The organism is Bradyrhizobium sp. ISRA430, from assembly GCF_029909975.1.
Taxonomy (GTDB): Bacteria; Pseudomonadota; Alphaproteobacteria; order Rhizobiales; family Xanthobacteraceae; genus Bradyrhizobium.
This window is the reverse complement of the sequence record NZ_CP094516.1, coordinates 2995630-3011786: the sequence shown is the minus strand read 5'-3', so window position 1 is coordinate 3011786 and position 16157 is coordinate 2995630. Positions and strand designations below refer to the sequence as shown.

Sequence of the window (16157 nt, the reverse complement as noted above, 5' to 3'; positions counted from 1 at the left end):
TCACATGAAAGTCCTCAGCCACTGCATTGCGGTTGCGCTCGCTATAGCTCTGCCGGCCCTTCCGTCGGTACTGAGGCCGGGAAGCGGCCTCGTGGGATCGGCGCAGGCCGCCGAGGAAACGGTTCAGACCATGCTCGCGGCCCAAATACGTACGCAAGGCTTTACCTGCGAAAAAGCGCTTGGCGCGACCAAGGACGCGAAGCGATCCAAGCCGGACCATGACGTGTGGGTGCTCAAATGCAGCAACGCGAACTATCGCGTGAGCCGCGCACCCGACATGGCCGCGAAGGTGGTGCCGCTGGAGTAGCTGACATGAGCGATGCGCTGCCGCTGATTCCATCGATCGACCAGCTATCCCGCATCATCGGCAGCGTGGCGGCACCGGCGTTTCTGCTTGGGGCCGTTGCAGCGTTCATTTCGGTGCTGATGTCGCGCATGAACCGCGTGATCGATCGCTCGCAATTCCTTCACAGCATCGCCGACAGAGAAGATCCCAAAGCATACCTCAAGGTGGATATCCCCCGTCTTAAGCGCCGGGCGGCGCTCCTCAACCAGTCGATATTCTATTCCACCATGTGTGCCATCATCACAGCCTGCCTGATCATCATTGCGTTCGTGAGCGCTCTGCTGCACCTCACGCACGAATATGGCTTTGCCATTCTGTTTATTGCCGCACTGGTGTTTTTCGTCCTGTCACTGGTCAATCTCGCTCGCGAGACTCGAATTGCCCTAAGGGATTTCGACCATCATGTGTAGATTTCGACCAAGGAAATCGCGACTTGCGAGGGAAGGTCCGAGCTTGCGTGCACGAGCTCGGAACGCCGTGCACACATGAATGGGGATTGGGATACGGCCTGAAATCCGACGGAGTGATGAGCATGATCTCGATCAAACTTCCGCTCTGGCTTCGCTTTGTCCTGCTCGTAGGACTTGCCATTCTTGCGACGGGCGCAGGTCTTCTTGGCTATCGATACTATACCCGGCCGGTGACGCTGACCGTGGCGGCGGGCTCGGTTGACGGTGAGGCCGTCAAGGCAATGTCCGCTATCGCAAGCCGGCTCGTTTCGACGAATGCGGCGGTGCGCCTCAAGGTGATCGACGTCGGTACGACACTCGAAGCCGCCAAGACCTTTTCGGCGGGTGACGTTGATCTCGCGGTTGTTCGTGGCGATGTCGGCGATCTGTCTCAAGCCCAGGCTGTCGTTGTCGTGAGCCGCATGGTCGCACTTCTCATCGCTCCACCGGGCTCGACGATCGACAGCATGGATAAGCTGAAGGGCCGCCGAGTGGGCGTCATCGCAGGCGCCGCAAATGCCAGACTTGTCGACGTGCTGAGCAAGGAATATGGCCTGGATCGCGCCAAGACGTTCAAAGACATTGAGCTTGCGGATGCGCGGCGTGCGATTCAATCCAAGGAGGTTGCCGCGCTGCTTGTTGTGATCCCTTTGGCCGAGCGATACCTGGCGCAGGTGCGGGGCTTGTTTCAGCAAAGCCCGAAGGCGTTGCCGGTCCTGATTGCAATCGAGTCCGCAGGCGCGATTGCGGAGTATGATCGAGCCTATGAAAGCTTCGACGTGCCGAAGGGAACGTTACGCGGAGCCCCGCCGGTTCCAGACGATGATCTCACGACCGTGAGAACGTCGCTGTATTTGGTTGCGAGAAAGAAGCTTAGCTCCGATTTGATCGGCACTCTCACGCAAACGATCATGAGCGTTCGTAGAGACCTGTTAACCGAGCAGCCGCTGTTTGCACAAATTACCGCCCCCAGTACCGACCCGGATGCCTACCTTGCCGTGCATCCTGGGGCAGCAGCCTTCTACAACGGCACCCAACAGAGCTTCATGGATGAATACGGCAACTGGATCTATCTGACCCCGATGATTTTAGGCGGCCTGGCATCGGTTCTGGCGGCGGCCTGGAAATTTCTCGGAATCGGGCAGCCTGCAACTGTGGAAGGGCCGTTGGATTCTCTTTATGCCCTGGCGCGACGGATCCGGAAGGTCGGCACGGAGGCCGAGCTGGTGGAAATCGAAGAAGAGATTGACGGTATTCTGAAAGAGCAGCGCAGCAAGGCCGCAAAGGGAGACGAGAGTGCGGTGGACGAGGCTACATTGAATGTCGCGGCCCACAGGTTGGAGAACTTGATCCACGATCGGAGGACACTGCTTGCGACCAAACCTGCAATTTCCACTGCGGCTTAGACGCAAGGGGTGAACGCCTGCAACCGGAGGTGCAGCGCACCTCCGGCGCGATTCGGAAGCCAAACCCGATACTTCGTGTCTCGGCTAGAACTTGAAGTTGGCGAACGCCCGTACGCCGATGCCGGGCATCAGAACCTGATCTTTCGTGTAGGACACCGCGTTACGGATGCTCTCGTTGAGGAGATTGTTGCCGACGAGGCCGGCCGTCATCTCGCGCGCGCCGAACGGATTGGGACCGAGCTTGGTCTTGTAGCTGACCTCGGCCTTCAGCAGGTTATAGCCCGGCGTCGGCGTCTCCGCGATCGGGGCGACGTTGTTCTGCGCGAAGGCGTGCAACAGGTTGACGCGCATCAGCCAGTTGTCGTCGCGCCAGAACACGCCGCCGCCGATCCGCACGGGCGGAATGCGCGGCACGTTGGTGCCGTCGGTGAAGGTGGCGCGCACCGCGTCGAGCTGGTTCTCGATGCCCCAGATGCCGCCATGGAACGCGCCGACGTCGAGTTGCGACTGGAATTCGCCGCCGCGGAAGATGGCATCGCGCTGCGAATATCTCGCTTGCTGCAGTTCAAGCTGGTCCGGATTGGCGATGTCCACACAAGCGGCATCGTCGCACGTGTTGCCGGTCAATCGGCGGAATATGAAGCCGTTGAACCTCGTGTAGTAGCCGGTGAGTTCGAAACGGAACGGCCCTGTCGCCCGCCGCAGGCCGACCTCGATCGATTTTGCCGTTTCGATGCCGAGGTCCGGATTGCCGATGTCGAAGGTAGCGGTCGCGTCATGCGCGCCGCGCGAAAACAGCTCTGCCGGTTTCGGCGCTCGTTCGACGTATTGACCGGTAACGCTGGCAACCAGACCCCACGGCAGATCCTGGAGCAGGCCAATGCTCGCACTCTTGGGCGTGAAGTGCAGGTTCCGCGGCGTGGCAGGACCAATACTGGCAGGGTCGATATTAACGTCGAACACGGGAGGTATGAATGCCGGCGTTGTCCCGGAGAGATCGACATGTTCGATGCGTCCGGCAATCTGCGCCTTGGTGGTCTCGGTGAATTTCAGCTCGTTGAAGACGTAACCGGCGACCCTGTTGTTATTGTTAGGGTCCCATAATCCGTTGAGTGGGCTGCCCGGATCGTCGGGGCTCGGCGCGGTCAATTCCTGGTGGCCGGCCTGGACGCCGAACGCCGTGGTCACCTCGGCGAAGCGGGCGTTGAACGGCATCAACTGCACCTCGGTGCGGATCTCCTGCTCCTTGTTGGTGAAGGTCTGCCGCACGCCGTCGCTGTTGGGATCGAGGGGATCGGCAAGGCCGATCTCGTTGTGCCGGTAGTCGGTGGCGCCGGCCCAGAAGCGGATGGTGTCGATCGCGGCGGCATCGGGCCGGTACTCGCCCTTGACGTTGATCTTGGTCTGGTGGGCGTCAATCCGCGTGTTGTGGTCGGCGCCGTCGATGCCGGGAATGTGGTAGAGCGAGTCGTTCTGCGTGATCGCTGCGCCGATATAGCCGCCCTGGAAGAAGTAGGAGCCGCCGAGCGAGGCGCCGTCCGAGCGCGTCGCCGAATTGGGCTGACGGCCGTTCGTGATGGGCCGCGTCTGGTCGAACAGATACGGGTAGCTCGGGATGCCGTAATCCGTTGTGTTGCGGCCATACACGTCGGCATGGAAGGCGTAGTTGCCGCCGCCGGTATCGAGCAGCACACCGCTTTCGACGCCGCGATCGACCGAAGTGAAGGCGGAGCGCGTCTCGGCCGTGACGCAGGGCGATGTCGCGGCTGTGGCGAGCGGTGCCTTGGCCGGCAGGCCGTAAGTTTGGAACGGCGGCGCGTCGCAGGTCGGCACTGCATCCGGAATCCGGTTGTTGGTGGCGCTCACGACGCCGCCGATCGAGGTCGAGCCGTAGCGAAGCGCGGCGGGCCCGCGCACCACTTCGACCTGGTTGGTTGCAAGGGTATCGATCGGGACGAAGTGATCCTCGCCGAGGTCGGATGCGCCGCCGGAATTGGTGCCGTTCTCGACGATGCCGACGCGATTGACGTCGAGACCCCTGATGATCGGCCGGCTGGAGGCACCAGGCGCGAAGCTCGATCCGGTGATGCCGGGCTTGGAGAACAGGAGGTCGCCGAGCTGCCCGCCGCCCTCGCGGCGGATCTCCTCGTTCGGCACAACGGTGACTGTGGCGAACTGGTTGGTCACGATCGGCAGCACGCCTTGCTGAGGTGCAGCGGGTGGAGTAGGGGCCGGCGGCGCGGGTTCGGCCGCACGTTCGCGGTGGCGTGCAGGCGCGGCGCGGGCGACGCGGCTTGGGGTGCGTGACGGCACGACCGCCCTGCGCTGGATGGGGCTCGGCGCCGTGACCGTGACGGCGGGAAGCTCGGTGGCGGCCGGCTTTTCCTGGGCCAACTCTTGGGCGAGCGCCGGGGTCGCGGCGGCGCCGAGCAGGAGCAGGCTTGCTCCGCTAAGGCGCTGCGCGCGTCGCAATCTAGATGTCATTGTCCTGATTCCGGTCAGGCGCCGTCCGAAAGTCTGCTTGTTGATCGGAGGCGGCCTGCAATTCGACTTCAACGGCTCCCGGGCGATTGCCGCTGCTCAAGGCCGCGACGAGTCCGGGCGTGATCAAGCGTTGGAGGTCAGGACGCGGGAGGGGCGCGGGGCTGGAATGCCGCACCGGCCGATTTCAGATGGATGAATTCAGCGTCAGTGGAGCGGTAGAGCAGCTCCACGGCTTGCGGCAGCAGCAGCAAAGGCGGCGTCGCGAACACGACGGTGCCCGCCATCGCGACCACGGCGCAGATCGCGCAATTGTCGTCGCCGGGCTGCTCGCGATCGGGGCTCGAGGGCGTTTGCTTCTGGACCGCGGCGCGGTCGACCGCGGTAACACCCTTGTAGCCGTCAGGCTGCTGCAGCGATTGCTGTGCGAGCGGTGCGGCCTGCGCGAACCAATGGCTATGTCCGAACGTCAGCGCGAACTGCACCAGCAGCGCGAAAAGCGCGAGCCGAGCGCCGTGCCTGATGTTCGACCGGAACCATTTCATCTTGTGAACGCACCCCACATCGCGAGGCGCCAATCCCCTGACATCGCGATGTTATAAAGTAACATCGCAGGAACGCTCAGCGGATGTCAACCGTCGCCCGGCGGGCCGGGGCAGACCGGCCGTGCGATGTGTCGTTCGGGCAACGGAGCATGATCCGGAAAAGCGCGACGCGGTTCTCCGAGAAGATCATACTCAAACAATGCTCAAACAATACCGCCAAAGCGCGATGACATCGCGCTTTAGGGTCAGCGTCCTTCGCGGACCCAGGTCGCGGCGAACGCGCCGAGCAGCAGCAGGAGCCCTATCAGGCCGGCGAAGATCGGCAGCACGCCGACGCCCTTCACCACGCTGGCGTCGCGCATCCTGACCCCCATCCAGCCATCGCCATGGAACACGCTGGACGACCGCACCGGCACGATGCGGGGCAGATCGACGCTGGAGCCGTCGACCACCCGCACGGCGTTGCCGCCGGTCGCCTGCGCGAGCGGCTTCAACGTCTCGGTGGTGGAGGTGACCTCCGAAAATTCCTTCGGATTGGTCGGGCCGACGTTGATCAGCGCCTTCAGCGTGCCGTCGGTCGCCTGCCACAGGCCGAGCTCGTTGGCCGGCAGGCTGGCGCGCCATTCGCCGGGCTCGCCGGCGCTCAAGGTGAGATCGTGGCTCACCCCCGAGGGCGAGGTGACGCTGACCGGCTGGACGCTGTCCGACATGGTCTGGCGAATCACCACGAGATCCTTGCCCTGCACCTGGAGGCGCAGGGCTTCCTCGTCGAGATCGGGCTGCTTCATCAGCCAGTGCGACGTCCGCCGGAGCAGATCGAGATGCGGGCCGCCGCCCTCATAGCCGCGCGCCCACAGCCAGATGTGATCGGAGAGCAGCAGCGCGACGCGGCCCTCGCCGAAGCGCGACAGGAACAACAGCGGCTTGCCGTCCACGCCCGTCATCACCGGCGGGTTGACGGCATTGCGGGTGTCGACGGTGCGGAAGAAGCGGCTCCAATGCGGCGGCTCGCTCGCGGAGCCCTCCAGCCCGCGCGTGACGGGATGGCGTTTGCCGATGTCGGACAGATGCGCATAGAACGGCTTCTCGGTCACGCCGACAGGCTCGGCGGGCAGCACGGAATCCAGCGGCGTGCGCCAGATGCTGGTGTTCGACGCGTAATCGGGGCCGGCCGAAACCAGCACCGCGCCGCCCGAGCGCACATAGCGCGCGATGTTGTCGAAATAGGCGATCGGCAGCACGCCCTGGCGGGCATAGCGGTCGAAGATGATGAGCTGGAATTCGTTGATCTTCTGCTGGAACAGCTCGCGGGTCGGAAACGCGATCAGCGACAATTCGTTGATCGGCGTGCCGTCCTGCTTCTCCGGGGGCCGGAGAATGGTGAAATGCACGAGATCGACGCTGGCGTCTGACTTCAGCAGGTTGCGCCAGGTACGTTCGCCGGAATGCGGCTCGCCGGAGACGAGCAGCACGCGCAGCTTGTCGCGCACGCCGTCGATGGCAACGACGGCGCGGTTGTTCACCGGCGTCAGCTCACGCTCGAGCGGTGACGCCTCGATCTCGACGATGTTCGGGCCGGCATGCTTGATGTCGACGTCGACGCTCGCGCTCTGTCCGCTCGACAGCGTGCGCTCGTTGATCGTCTCGCCGTCGCGGCGGACCGTGACCTTGGCGCGCTCGCCGCTGACGCCCTGATCGTCGAGGCGGTAGGTGATGGTCTGGGTCTGGCCGACGATGCCGAAGCGCGGCGCCGCCGTGATCGCGATGCGGCGATCGCGCTCGTCCTTCTGTCCCGTGATCAGCGCGTGCACCGGCGCCTGGAAGCCGAGCGCGGCGGCGTTGGCCGGAATGTCGTGGACGCGGCCGTCGGTGATCAGGAACGCGCCGGCGACGCGGTCGACCGGCACGTCCGACAGCGCAGAGGCGAGCGCGCCGAACAGCCTCGTGCCGTCGGTTTCGCCGTCGGCCTGCCCGGCGTCGACGACGCGCACTTCGAGACCCTTGATCTTCTTCAGAGTGTCGACGAGCGATTGCTGCGCCTGCGCGGTCTCGCGGGTGCGGTTGCCGAAGTTCTGGCTTGGGCTTTTGTCGACGACGACGGCGGCAACCGAGGTGAGGGGATCGCGGTCTTCGCGCGTGAAGGACGGGTTGGCGAGCGCCAGCAGGAACAGCGCCAGCGCTGCCACGCGCACGGCAGCGCCGCGCGCGCGCGCGAGCAGCAGGATGGCCGCGATCACCACGATCGCGGCGAGCGCTACCCAGAGCACGATCGCGGGGACAAGCGGCGTGAACGCGATGCCGTAATTCATGTCGATCCTATTGTCCCAGCCGCTCGATCAGGGCCGGCGCGTGCACCTGGTCGGCCTTGTAGTTGCCGGTCAGCGTGTACATCACGATGTTGACGCCGGCGCGGAAGGCGAATTCGCGCTGGCGCGGCTCGCCCGGCGTGAGCGGTAGCATCGGCTGGCCGTCGGGACGGATCGCCCAGGCTCCCGCAAAATCGTTCGAGGTAATGATGATCGGCGAGACGCCGTCGCCACCGCGCGCGGGCCGCTGCGCGCTCTCGTCGTCGTCCTCGCGCGGCAACGTCTCGACCCAGGTCTGGCCGGAGTTGAAGCGGCCGGGGAAGTCGCGCAGCAGGTAGAAGGTCTTGGTCAGCACGTGCTCGCGCGGCACCGGCTCGAGCTCGGGCACGTCGAGCGAGGACAGGATCTCGCGCAGCGCCTGCATGCCGGGCGTCTGCGATGCGCCGTTCCCGCCGGGCGGTGCTTCCACCGCATCACGGGTGTCGAAGATCACGGTGCCGCCCTGCTTCATATAGGCGTCGATCCTGTTGATCGCGTCCTGTGGCGGCTTCGGGGCACCCGGTACGATCGGCCAGTAGACCAGCGGGAAGAAGGCCAGCTCGTCGCGCGCCGGATCGACGCCGACGGGGTCGCCGGCCTCGAGCGCGGTGCGCTGCGCCAGGAACAGCGTCAGTCCGGCCATGCCGGCCTTGACGATGGAATCGACGTCGGCATTGCCGGTGACGACATAGGCAAGCCGGGTCTGCGACACCGCCTTCATCGCGAACTCGTCCGCGGCGCCGTCAGCGCGCGACGGTGAGGGCGACACCAGGCCGGCAACGACCAGTCCGATCGCGAGTACGGCGGTTGCGCCACGGCGGCGCAGCAGCGCGGCGAGGCCGCCGCCGAGCAGCGCGACGATCAAGGCGTCGATCAGGAACAGCGCCAGCGCCGATGACAGCAGCCATCCGCGCAAGTCCCGCGGCTCGGCATTGCTGTAGGTGGCGTGCCGCGCGCGCAGGCTCGCGGTGTTGAGCGGTGCGATGCGGTCGGCGGCGGCGAGCGTGTTCACGGCGAGCGGTCCTTCCGCCGGGCCATAGAAGCCGGGCGGATGGTCCGGCGTGGCACGGTCGCGATAATCCGCGGGCAGTGGCTTGGCGCTTGCCGGCGGCGGACCGAACGCGCCGAAGCCGTCGAGGATGTGCAGCGGCGCCACCGTCTCGCTGCTTGCCTCGCTGGCGACGCCGGGGCCCGGTTTTGACGTGTAGCCGGACATGTCGACGATCCGTCGCAGCATTTCGACGAAGGTGCCGGACATCGGCAGGTCCGACCAGCGCATATCCGCACTGACGTGGAACAGGCTGACGAGACCCTTGCCGCGATGCTCGCCGGTCACGAGCGGCGTGCCGTCTTCGAGCGAGGCCCAGCTTTTGGTCGAGAGCACCGCGTCGGGCTCGGCCAGAACCTGGCGGCTCACGGTAACGTCCTTGGGGACGGCGACGCCGGCAAACGGCCCGTCGCCGGCAAAGGCGGCGAGATGCTGCGGCTTCTCCCAGGTCAGGCTGCCGCCGAGCGTGCGGCCGCCCTTGCGCAGCTTGACCGGCACGAGATCGTCTTCGGCCTGCGCGAGGCGGGGACCGGCGAAGCGCACCAGCACGCCGCCCTGGTCGAGCCAGGCGTTGAGACGCTCGCGCAGCTCAGGCGCGATGGTCCCGACATCGGCCAGGATGATCATCGGCAGCTTCTGGTCGAGGAACTGAGTGATGCCCTGCTGCGGCGAACCCTTGTCGGCCAGCCGCACGTCGGCGAACGGCGCCAGCGCGCGGGTGAGATAGAACGTCGGCGCCAGCAGCGGCTGTGCGGTCTCGCTGGTCGAGCCCGAGACGATGCCGATGGCGCGGCGACGCCAGCGCTTGTCCAGCAATTGCACCGCGCCGGCGGAACGCTCGCCGGAGATCTCGAGCCGGGTGATGTCGTTGCGCAGCTCGACCGGCAGGTCGAACGCGGCTTCCGTCTCCTTGTCCTGCGAGCCGAAAGTGTAGCGCGCTTCGCCGATCGGCGATCCCTTCTGGTCCAGCGCCCGAACGGTGCCGGCGGCGATGCCGCTGTCGGTGCGCAGCACCTTCACCGTCATCCGGGCAGCCGCGTTCTCTGCTGCGGCGAGCGCCAGCGGTGAGGACGTGCCGCCTTCGAACACGGTCAAGCTGCGATCTCCGATCGTCTTGCCGAGGCCTTGCAGAAATTCCTCGCCGCGTCCGGTGTCGACACCGTCCGACAGCCAGGCGATCTCGCAGTCGCCGGTCGCCTTGAGGAAACGGTCGATCGCCGTGAGAGTTTCAACGCGCTCGATCGAATAGGGCTTTGGCGCGAGCTGCCGCAGCGCAACGCGCGCAGCGCCGGCCGGCATCAGGGTGATGTCGCGGTTCGGCTCCGACAGCGGCACCAGCGCGATGGCGCGGCGGTCGTTGTCGGCATTGGCAATCAGCTCGTCGGCAGCCCTGATCCGGGCCTCCCAGTTGGAGGCGGCGCTCCAGCCGTCGTCGAACATGATCATCAGCGGCGCCTTGCTGCCGGCAATCCCGGTCTGCGGATTCCAGATCGGGCCGGCGGCGGCGAAGATCACGAGCGCCGCAGCCAGCAGGCGCAGCGCGGTCAGCCACCAGGGTGTCCGCGAAGGCGTCTCCTCCCGCGGCGCGATGTCGAACAACAGCCGCGTCGGCGGAAACTCGATGCGGCGCGGCCGCGGCGGCATGACGCGGAGCAGCCACCACAGCACGGGAAGGCTGACGAGCCCGATCAGGAGCAGCGGTTCGGTGAAGGCGAGCGGCAATCCCATCATGCGGCCGGCCCCGCCTTGATCGTGGTGGAGCGCGCGCCCGACTTGCTCACCTGCATGCCGGCATGCAGGAATAGCAGCAGTTCTGCGGCCGAGCGGTCGGTCGCATGCGTCGAGAACAACCAGTCGAGCTTGTTGGTCTCGGCGCGGATCTGGTCGCGATGCTGCGCGAGGCGTTCGGTGTAATCCTGCACCCAGCTTTCGGCGCGGCCGGCGGTGATCATGCCGAAGCCTTCCGGCTCGACGAACTCGACCCGGCCGGCATAGGGGAAGGTCTCTTCGGCAGGATCGACGATCTGCACCAGCGTGCCGTGGGCACCGGAGCCGGACAGCCCGGCAAGCATGGTTCTGATCTCCGCAATCGGCGACCAGAAGTCGGACAGCACGACCGTTTCGGCGAGCGCCGAGGGAATGAAGGACGGCGGCAGGCTCAGGCGGTCGGCATCGTCATGCAACATCGCCTGCGCCATCTTGTCGATGACGCTGCGGCTTGCGGTTGGCGCCATCAGGCCGGGAATCCCGACGCGCTCGCCGCCGGAGACCAGGAGCTCGGCCAGCGCAAAGGCCACGATCAGCGTGCGTTCGAGCTTGGACTCGCGCGCCTGCTTCGAGGCGAACGCCATCGAGGGCGAGCGATCGGGCCAGATCCAGACCGTATGCGCCGCCTCCCATTCATGCTCGCGGACATAAAGATGCTCGTCCCGTGCCGAGCGCCGCCAGTCGACATTCTGCGACGGCTCGCCGGAGACGAAGCGGCGGTACTGCCAGAAGCTTTCGCCCGAGCCGGCACGGCGGCGGCCATGCAGGCCGTGAATGACGTTGGCGGCGATGCGGCGGGCTTCCAGCACCAGGCGCGGCAGCGATGCGGCGAGCGTGCGGCTTTCGCCATCGGCACGTCGGATCGCTACGGTCTCCTTCGCTTTGTGCCCGTTGTCTGCGGCCATCAACCGATCCGTGTCTTCAATTGCCCGATCACGTCCGGAATCGTGCGACCTTCGGCGCGCGCCTGGAAGGTCAGCGCCATGCGGTGCTTCAGCACGGGCTCGGCGAGGTCGAGTACGTCGTCGATCGAAGGCGCCAGACGTCCGTCGATCAGCGCGCGGGCGCGCACCGCGAGCATCAAGGATTGGCTGGCGCGCGGGCCGGGTCCCCAGGCGATGAACTTGCCGGCGTCACCGCCCTCGGGTCCCGGACGGGCCGAGCGCACCAGCGACAGGATCGCTTCCACCACGGAATCGCCGACCGGCAGCCGCCGGACCAGCCGTTGTGCGGTGATCAGCGCATCCGCCGTCATCGATCCCTTGGCCAGCGTCTCCTCGGCGCCGGTGGTCTCGAACAGGATGCGCCGCTCGGCGTCGCGGTCGGGGTAGTCGACGTCGATCTCCATGAGGAAGCGGTCGAGCTGCGCCTCGGGCAGCGGATAGGTGCCTTCCTGTTCCAGCGGGTTCTGCGTCGCCAGCACATGGAATGGCTTCGGCAGATCGTGGCGCGCGCCGGCAACCGTGATGTGCTGCTCCTGCATCGATTGCAGCAGCGCCGATTGCGTGCGCGGGCTCGCGCGGTTGATCTCGTCGGCCATCAGGAGCTGCGCGAACACGGGACCCGCGATGAAGCGGAACGAGCGCTTGCCGGCGGTGCTCTCGTCGAGCACTTCGGCGCCGAGAATGTCCGACGGCATCAGGTCGGGCGTGAACTGGATGCGCTTGGCATCGAGACCGAGCGTCACGCCGAGCGTCTCCACCAGCTTGGTCTTGGCAAGGCCGGGCACGCCGATCAGGAGTGCGTGACCGCCGGAGAGAATCGTGACCAGCGTGTTCTCGATCACGCGATCCTGGCCGAATATGACGGTCGCGATCGCGTCCTTCGCCGCGCGAATCTGGCTCGACACCTGCTCGGCCGAACGGACTACTCCGTCCTCGAGTTTTTCGACACTTTCCGCCATCCGTCAGCTCCTTGAACCTGCCATGCGGCTCGCTTGCGTCGTCATGTCATGACATGGGCCCCATGCTAGACTTGCAGGGAAGGCCATGTATTCGTTGAATTAACCTATCCCCACCTTATCGGCTTCGGGATATGTACGGCATCACGAAGTGGCGACCTCCCATACCGGATTAGTCCGGTATGGAACCGCGCACCCACATACAACGTAGACCTGCAGCAAACGTGCCAAACGACAAAGTCAGGGCAAACCATGGCGAACCAAGGGCAGAGCACCGATCGCGGTCTTGAGGGGCTGACTGCCGCCGCCAAGAGCGCTGCAAAGAGTGCCGCCAACACGCAAGGCGCGCAAAAAGGGTTACCGCCCGTGCATCTCTGGAATCCGCCGTTCTGCGGCGATCTCGACATCCGAATCGCCGCTGATGGTACATGGTTCTACATGGGCACACCAATCGGGCGGCCCGCGCTCGTCCGCCTGTTCTCGACGATCCTGAAGCGCGAAGACGGCAAGCATTTCCTCGTCACGCCGGTGGAGAAGGTCGGCATCCGCGTCGACGATGCGCCGTTCATGGCGGTCGAGATGCAGCAGGACGGCGACGACAACCATCGCGTGCTCCGCTTCCGCACCAATGTCGACGACTGGGTCATCTGCGATGCCGCGCATAGGCTTCGCTTCGAAGAGGCTGACGACGGCGGGTTGACGCCCTACCTGCATGTGCGTGCCGATCTCTGGGCCAAGGTGACCCGCGCGCTCTATTACGATCTGGTTGACATGGGCGAGGAGCGGATGGTCGATGGCCAGCCGATGTTCGGCGTCGAGTCGGCCGGCGAATTCTTCGCCATGGCCGACGCGGAGCAGGTGAGGGCCGCACTTTGAACAAGCCTGTCCTGAAGAACGAGCCCGTCGCGACCAGCGCGGCGGATTTCTTCGCCCGCGCCAACGCGCGCCTCCGTTTCGACGTCCCGCCCGGCCTCTACGATCCCAACATCATTCCGGCCTCCGGCGATCCCGGCACCGACAAGATGCTCGAGATCGTCGCGCGCGAGCAGCCGGTGCGCCCGGCCGCGGTGCTGATCGCGGTGGTCGACCATCCCGAGCCGACCGTGCTGCTGACGCAGCGCTCGGCGCATCTGAGCGATCACGCCGGCCAGATCGCCTTTCCCGGCGGCAAGATCGACGCGACCGACGCGTCCCCGCTCGATGCTGCGCTGCGCGAGGCCGAGGAAGAGGTCGGACTTTCCCGCGATTTCGTCGAGCCGATCGGCTATCTCGATCTCTATGGCACCGCCTTCGGCTTCCGCATCCTGCCGACCGTCGCCAGGGTGCGGCCGGGCTTTCAGCTCACGATCAATCATTCCGAGGTTGATGATGCGTTCGAGGTGCCGCTATCCTTCCTGATGAACCCGACGAACCACCAGGTGCACAGCAAGGAATTCCGCGGCATGGAGCGATTTTACTACGCGATGCCGTTTGCGGAACGCTACATCTGGGGCGCGACGGCCGGAATGTTGCGTGTGCTTTATGAGCGGATCTATGTGTCATGATCCGGCCGGCGCTGACCGAGATCGGAATTTTCCTCATTCCTTTTGCGGTCTATGCGCTTTTCCTGGTCGCTACGCGCTCCGGCCTGTTCGTGCAGTCATCCTGGCAGATCTACACCATCGCTCGTCTTGCGCTGGTTGCGCTCGTGCTGGTGATCGCGGGCCTGATCGGGCTTGCGCATTTCTCCGGCGCCGCACCGGATTCGACCTACGTTCCCGCCCATCTCGAGAACGGCAAGCTCGTGCCGGGCATGGAAAGATAGGGGCTGAGAGATGAGCGCGGAGCCATTGCTTGCCGATGCGCCCTGGCTGACCTCCGGCGGGACTGCGCGCGTCCTGCAACTGCTCAACGCCAATGGCGAGGAAGCGCGCGTGGTCGGCGGCGCCGTACGCAACGCGCTGCTCGGCCTGTCGCCGGGCGACATCGACATCGCGACCACTGCGCTGCCGGAAGAGGTGATGCGGCGCGCCAAGAGCGCCGGCATCAAGAGCGTGCCGACCGGCGTCGACCACGGCACCGTCACGCTCGTCATCGACGGGCACCCTTACGAGATCACGACGCTGCGCCAGGATACCGAGACGTTCGGCCGCAAGGCCAAGGTCGCCTTCGGCCGCGACTGGATGAGGGACGCCGAGCGGCGCGACTTCACCATGAACGGATTGTCGGTCGATGCGAGCGGCGCCGTGCACGACTATGTCGGCGGGCTCGCCGACGTCGCCGCGCGCCGTGTGCGCTTCATCGGCGATCCCGACCGGCGCATTGCCGAGGACTATTTGCGTATCCTGCGCTTCTTCCGCATCCACGCCGCCTTCGGCGTCGGCGAGCCCGATCGCGACGGCTGTCTCGCCTGCATCCGCGGCCGCGCCGGCCTTGCGAATCTTTCGGCCGAACGCGTGCGCATGGAGATGCTGAAGCTGTTGGTAGCGGGCGGCGCGGCCGCTGCGGTCGGCGCGATGGTCGAGGGCGGTTTGCTGCAAGCCCTGATCGGAGGCGTCGCCTATACCGGGCCGCTGTCGGCGATGATCGCGATCGAGCGCACGCTCGGTCTGCCGGCGAGTGCGACCCGGCGCCTTGCCGCATTGACGGTGGCCGTGACCGAGGATGCGAAGCGCGTCGCCGTGCGCCTAAGGCTCTCCAATGCCGAAGCCAAGGCGCTCGATTCGATGGGGCATCGCTGGTGGCGGTTTGTCGCCAAGGACGAGGCCCATGCGCGGCGGCTGCTGTACCGGTTGGGTGCCGAGCGTTATCACGATCGCGTGTTGCTGGCCTGGGCGAGGAGCGGCGTTGACGTGGATGCATCGCGCTGGCGCGAGCTCGCCGAACTGCCGCAGCGCTGGACCGCGCCGAAGTTTCCGCTTCGCGCGGCCGACTTCATCGCGCGCGGTCTTGCGGAAGGACCTTCGCTCGGGCACGTGCTGACGCTCGCCGAGGACGCTTGGCTTGCCGCGAATTTTCCCCTAGACGAGGCGGCGCTCGCCTCCATCGCCGATCAAGCTGCGGCACGCGTCAGCCGCGATCAGAAAACGTGACCATCGTCTCAGGCTTCGCTGACATCTCGATCCTTCAGCTCTTGCTGGTCGCGTTGATGGCGTTGTTTGCTTCGATCATCGGCGGCCTTGCCGGCTACGGCACCGGCGCCTTGATGCCGCTGGTGCTGGTGCCTCTGGTCGGCGCCGAGCCGGTAGTGCCGATCATCGCGATCTCCGCGATCTTCACCAATCTCAGCCGCGCGGCTGCCTATGTCCGCTATGCCGATCGCCGCCGCGCGCTGATCGTGCTCGCCTGCGCGGCAGTGACGACCGCGCTCGGCGCCTACGGCTATACGCGCCTCACCAATGCCGGCGCCGCTCTCGTGATCGGCACCATGCTGATCCTGAGCGTGCCATTGCGTCGCGTGCTCCGCCGTCGTGAGGTCAAGATCGGCAATACCGGCCTTGCGGCAGGTTCCGTCGGTTATGGCGTGCTGGTGGGCGGCACGTCGGGCTCCGGCGTGATCCTGCTCTCGCTATTGATGGCGGCGGGGCTCGAAGGCGCCGCGGTGATCGCGACCGATGCGATGATCTCGCTCGGCACCGGCCTCATCAAGATCTCGGTGTTCGGCCTGGCCGGCGCCGTGACCGCGCAGGTGCTCGCCCTTGCGCTTCTGATCGGCGCGATCGCCATACCCGGCGCGTTCCTGGCGAAAGCTTTCGTCGAGCGGATGCCGGTGCATATCCACACCGCGATCCTCGACGTCGCCGTGATTACCGGTGGCCTGGTGATGATCTCGGCGGCCGCGAAGCAGCTCATCGCGTAGATGGCATTTGCGCCTGGACCGCGGATCCAAGC

Annotated in this window: 14 protein-coding genes; 8 read left to right on the top strand and 6 right to left on the bottom strand. The window is 65.8% G+C overall.

Features of this window, described 5'->3' with window-relative positions:
• Positions 1–4: 4 nt before the first annotated feature.
• The 3 genes from MTX21_RS14625 to MTX21_RS14615 all read left to right on the top strand — a co-directional run bounded on the left by MTX21_RS14625 (position 5) and on the right by MTX21_RS14615 (position 2201).
• Positions 5–307: a hypothetical protein gene (locus MTX21_RS14625; protein ID WP_280965505.1), complete on the top strand. Its 303-nt coding sequence runs from the start codon at positions 5–7 to the stop codon at positions 305–307.
• A gap of 5 nt (positions 308–312) precedes the next feature.
• Positions 313–756 carry a DUF2721 domain-containing protein gene (locus MTX21_RS14620; RefSeq protein WP_280965504.1) on the top strand — a complete coding sequence of 148 codons (444 nt, stop codon included), beginning with the start codon at positions 313–315 and terminating at the stop codon, positions 754–756.
• 122 nt (positions 757–878) lie between these two features.
• The gene (locus MTX21_RS14615) at positions 879–2201 is read left to right on the top strand and encodes a TAXI family TRAP transporter solute-binding subunit (protein WP_280965503.1); all 1323 of its coding nucleotides are present in this window, start codon (positions 879–881) and stop codon (positions 2199–2201) included.
• Positions 2202–2285: 84 nt separating this feature from the next.
• Here MTX21_RS14615 and MTX21_RS14610 read toward each other — a convergent pair whose 3' ends face one another.
• The 6 genes from MTX21_RS14610 to MTX21_RS14585 form a co-directional block, all read right to left on the bottom strand.
• Positions 2286–4685, bottom strand: coding sequence for a TonB-dependent receptor (locus MTX21_RS14610; protein WP_280965502.1), 2400 nt, complete (start codon positions 4683–4685; stop codon positions 2286–2288).
• A gap of 137 nt (positions 4686–4822) precedes the next feature.
• A complete protein-coding gene (locus MTX21_RS14605; RefSeq protein ID WP_280965501.1) occupies positions 4823–5227 on the bottom strand; it encodes a DUF2946 domain-containing protein in 405 nt (134 codons plus the stop codon).
• Positions 5228–5472: 245 nt separating this feature from the next.
• Positions 5473–7536, bottom strand: a complete 2064-nt coding sequence (locus tag MTX21_RS14600; protein WP_280965500.1) for a hypothetical protein — start codon at positions 7534–7536, stop codon at positions 5473–5475.
• A gap of 7 nt (positions 7537–7543) precedes the next feature.
• Positions 7544–10351, bottom strand: coding sequence for a DUF4159 domain-containing protein (locus MTX21_RS14595; RefSeq protein ID WP_280965499.1), 2808 nt, complete (start codon positions 10349–10351; stop codon positions 7544–7546).
• Positions 10348–11292 (bottom strand): DUF58 domain-containing protein, encoded by a 945-nt coding sequence (locus tag MTX21_RS14590; RefSeq protein ID WP_280965498.1) that lies wholly within the window; start codon positions 11290–11292, stop codon positions 10348–10350. The genes MTX21_RS14595 and MTX21_RS14590 overlap by 4 nt, the downstream gene beginning before the upstream one ends.
• Positions 11292–12290 (bottom strand): MoxR family ATPase, encoded by a 999-nt coding sequence (locus MTX21_RS14585; protein WP_280965496.1) that lies wholly within the window; start codon positions 12288–12290, stop codon positions 11292–11294. Before MTX21_RS14585 ends, MTX21_RS14590 begins: the two co-directional genes overlap by 1 nt.
• Before the next feature lie 249 nt (positions 12291–12539).
• On the opposite strand from MTX21_RS14585, the gene MTX21_RS14580 reads away from it, so the two are divergent.
• Genes MTX21_RS14580 through MTX21_RS14560 form a run of 5 tightly spaced genes read left to right on the top strand, consistent with a single transcriptional unit; the run spans position 12540 to position 16125 of the window.
• Entirely contained in the window at positions 12540–13163 is a 624-nt protein-coding gene (locus MTX21_RS14580) for a DUF1285 domain-containing protein (RefSeq protein ID WP_280965495.1), read from the top strand.
• Positions 13160–13831 carry a CoA pyrophosphatase gene (locus MTX21_RS14575; RefSeq protein WP_280965494.1) on the top strand — a complete coding sequence of 224 codons (672 nt, stop codon included), beginning with the start codon at positions 13160–13162 and terminating at the stop codon, positions 13829–13831. Before MTX21_RS14580 ends, MTX21_RS14575 begins: the two co-directional genes overlap by 4 nt.
• Complete coding sequence (locus MTX21_RS14570; RefSeq protein ID WP_280965493.1) at positions 13828–14091, top strand: DUF6111 family protein; 264 nt, start codon at positions 13828–13830, stop codon at positions 14089–14091. Before MTX21_RS14575 ends, MTX21_RS14570 begins: the two co-directional genes overlap by 4 nt.
• 10 nt (positions 14092–14101) lie before the next feature.
• Positions 14102–15358 (top strand): CCA tRNA nucleotidyltransferase, encoded by a 1257-nt coding sequence (locus MTX21_RS14565; RefSeq protein WP_280965492.1) that lies wholly within the window; start codon positions 14102–14104, stop codon positions 15356–15358.
• On the top strand, positions 15355–16125 hold the full coding sequence (locus MTX21_RS14560; protein ID WP_280965491.1) for a sulfite exporter TauE/SafE family protein: 771 nt from the start codon (positions 15355–15357) through the stop codon (positions 16123–16125). The genes MTX21_RS14565 and MTX21_RS14560 overlap by 4 nt, the downstream gene beginning before the upstream one ends.
• Positions 16126–16157 lie beyond the last annotated feature (32 nt).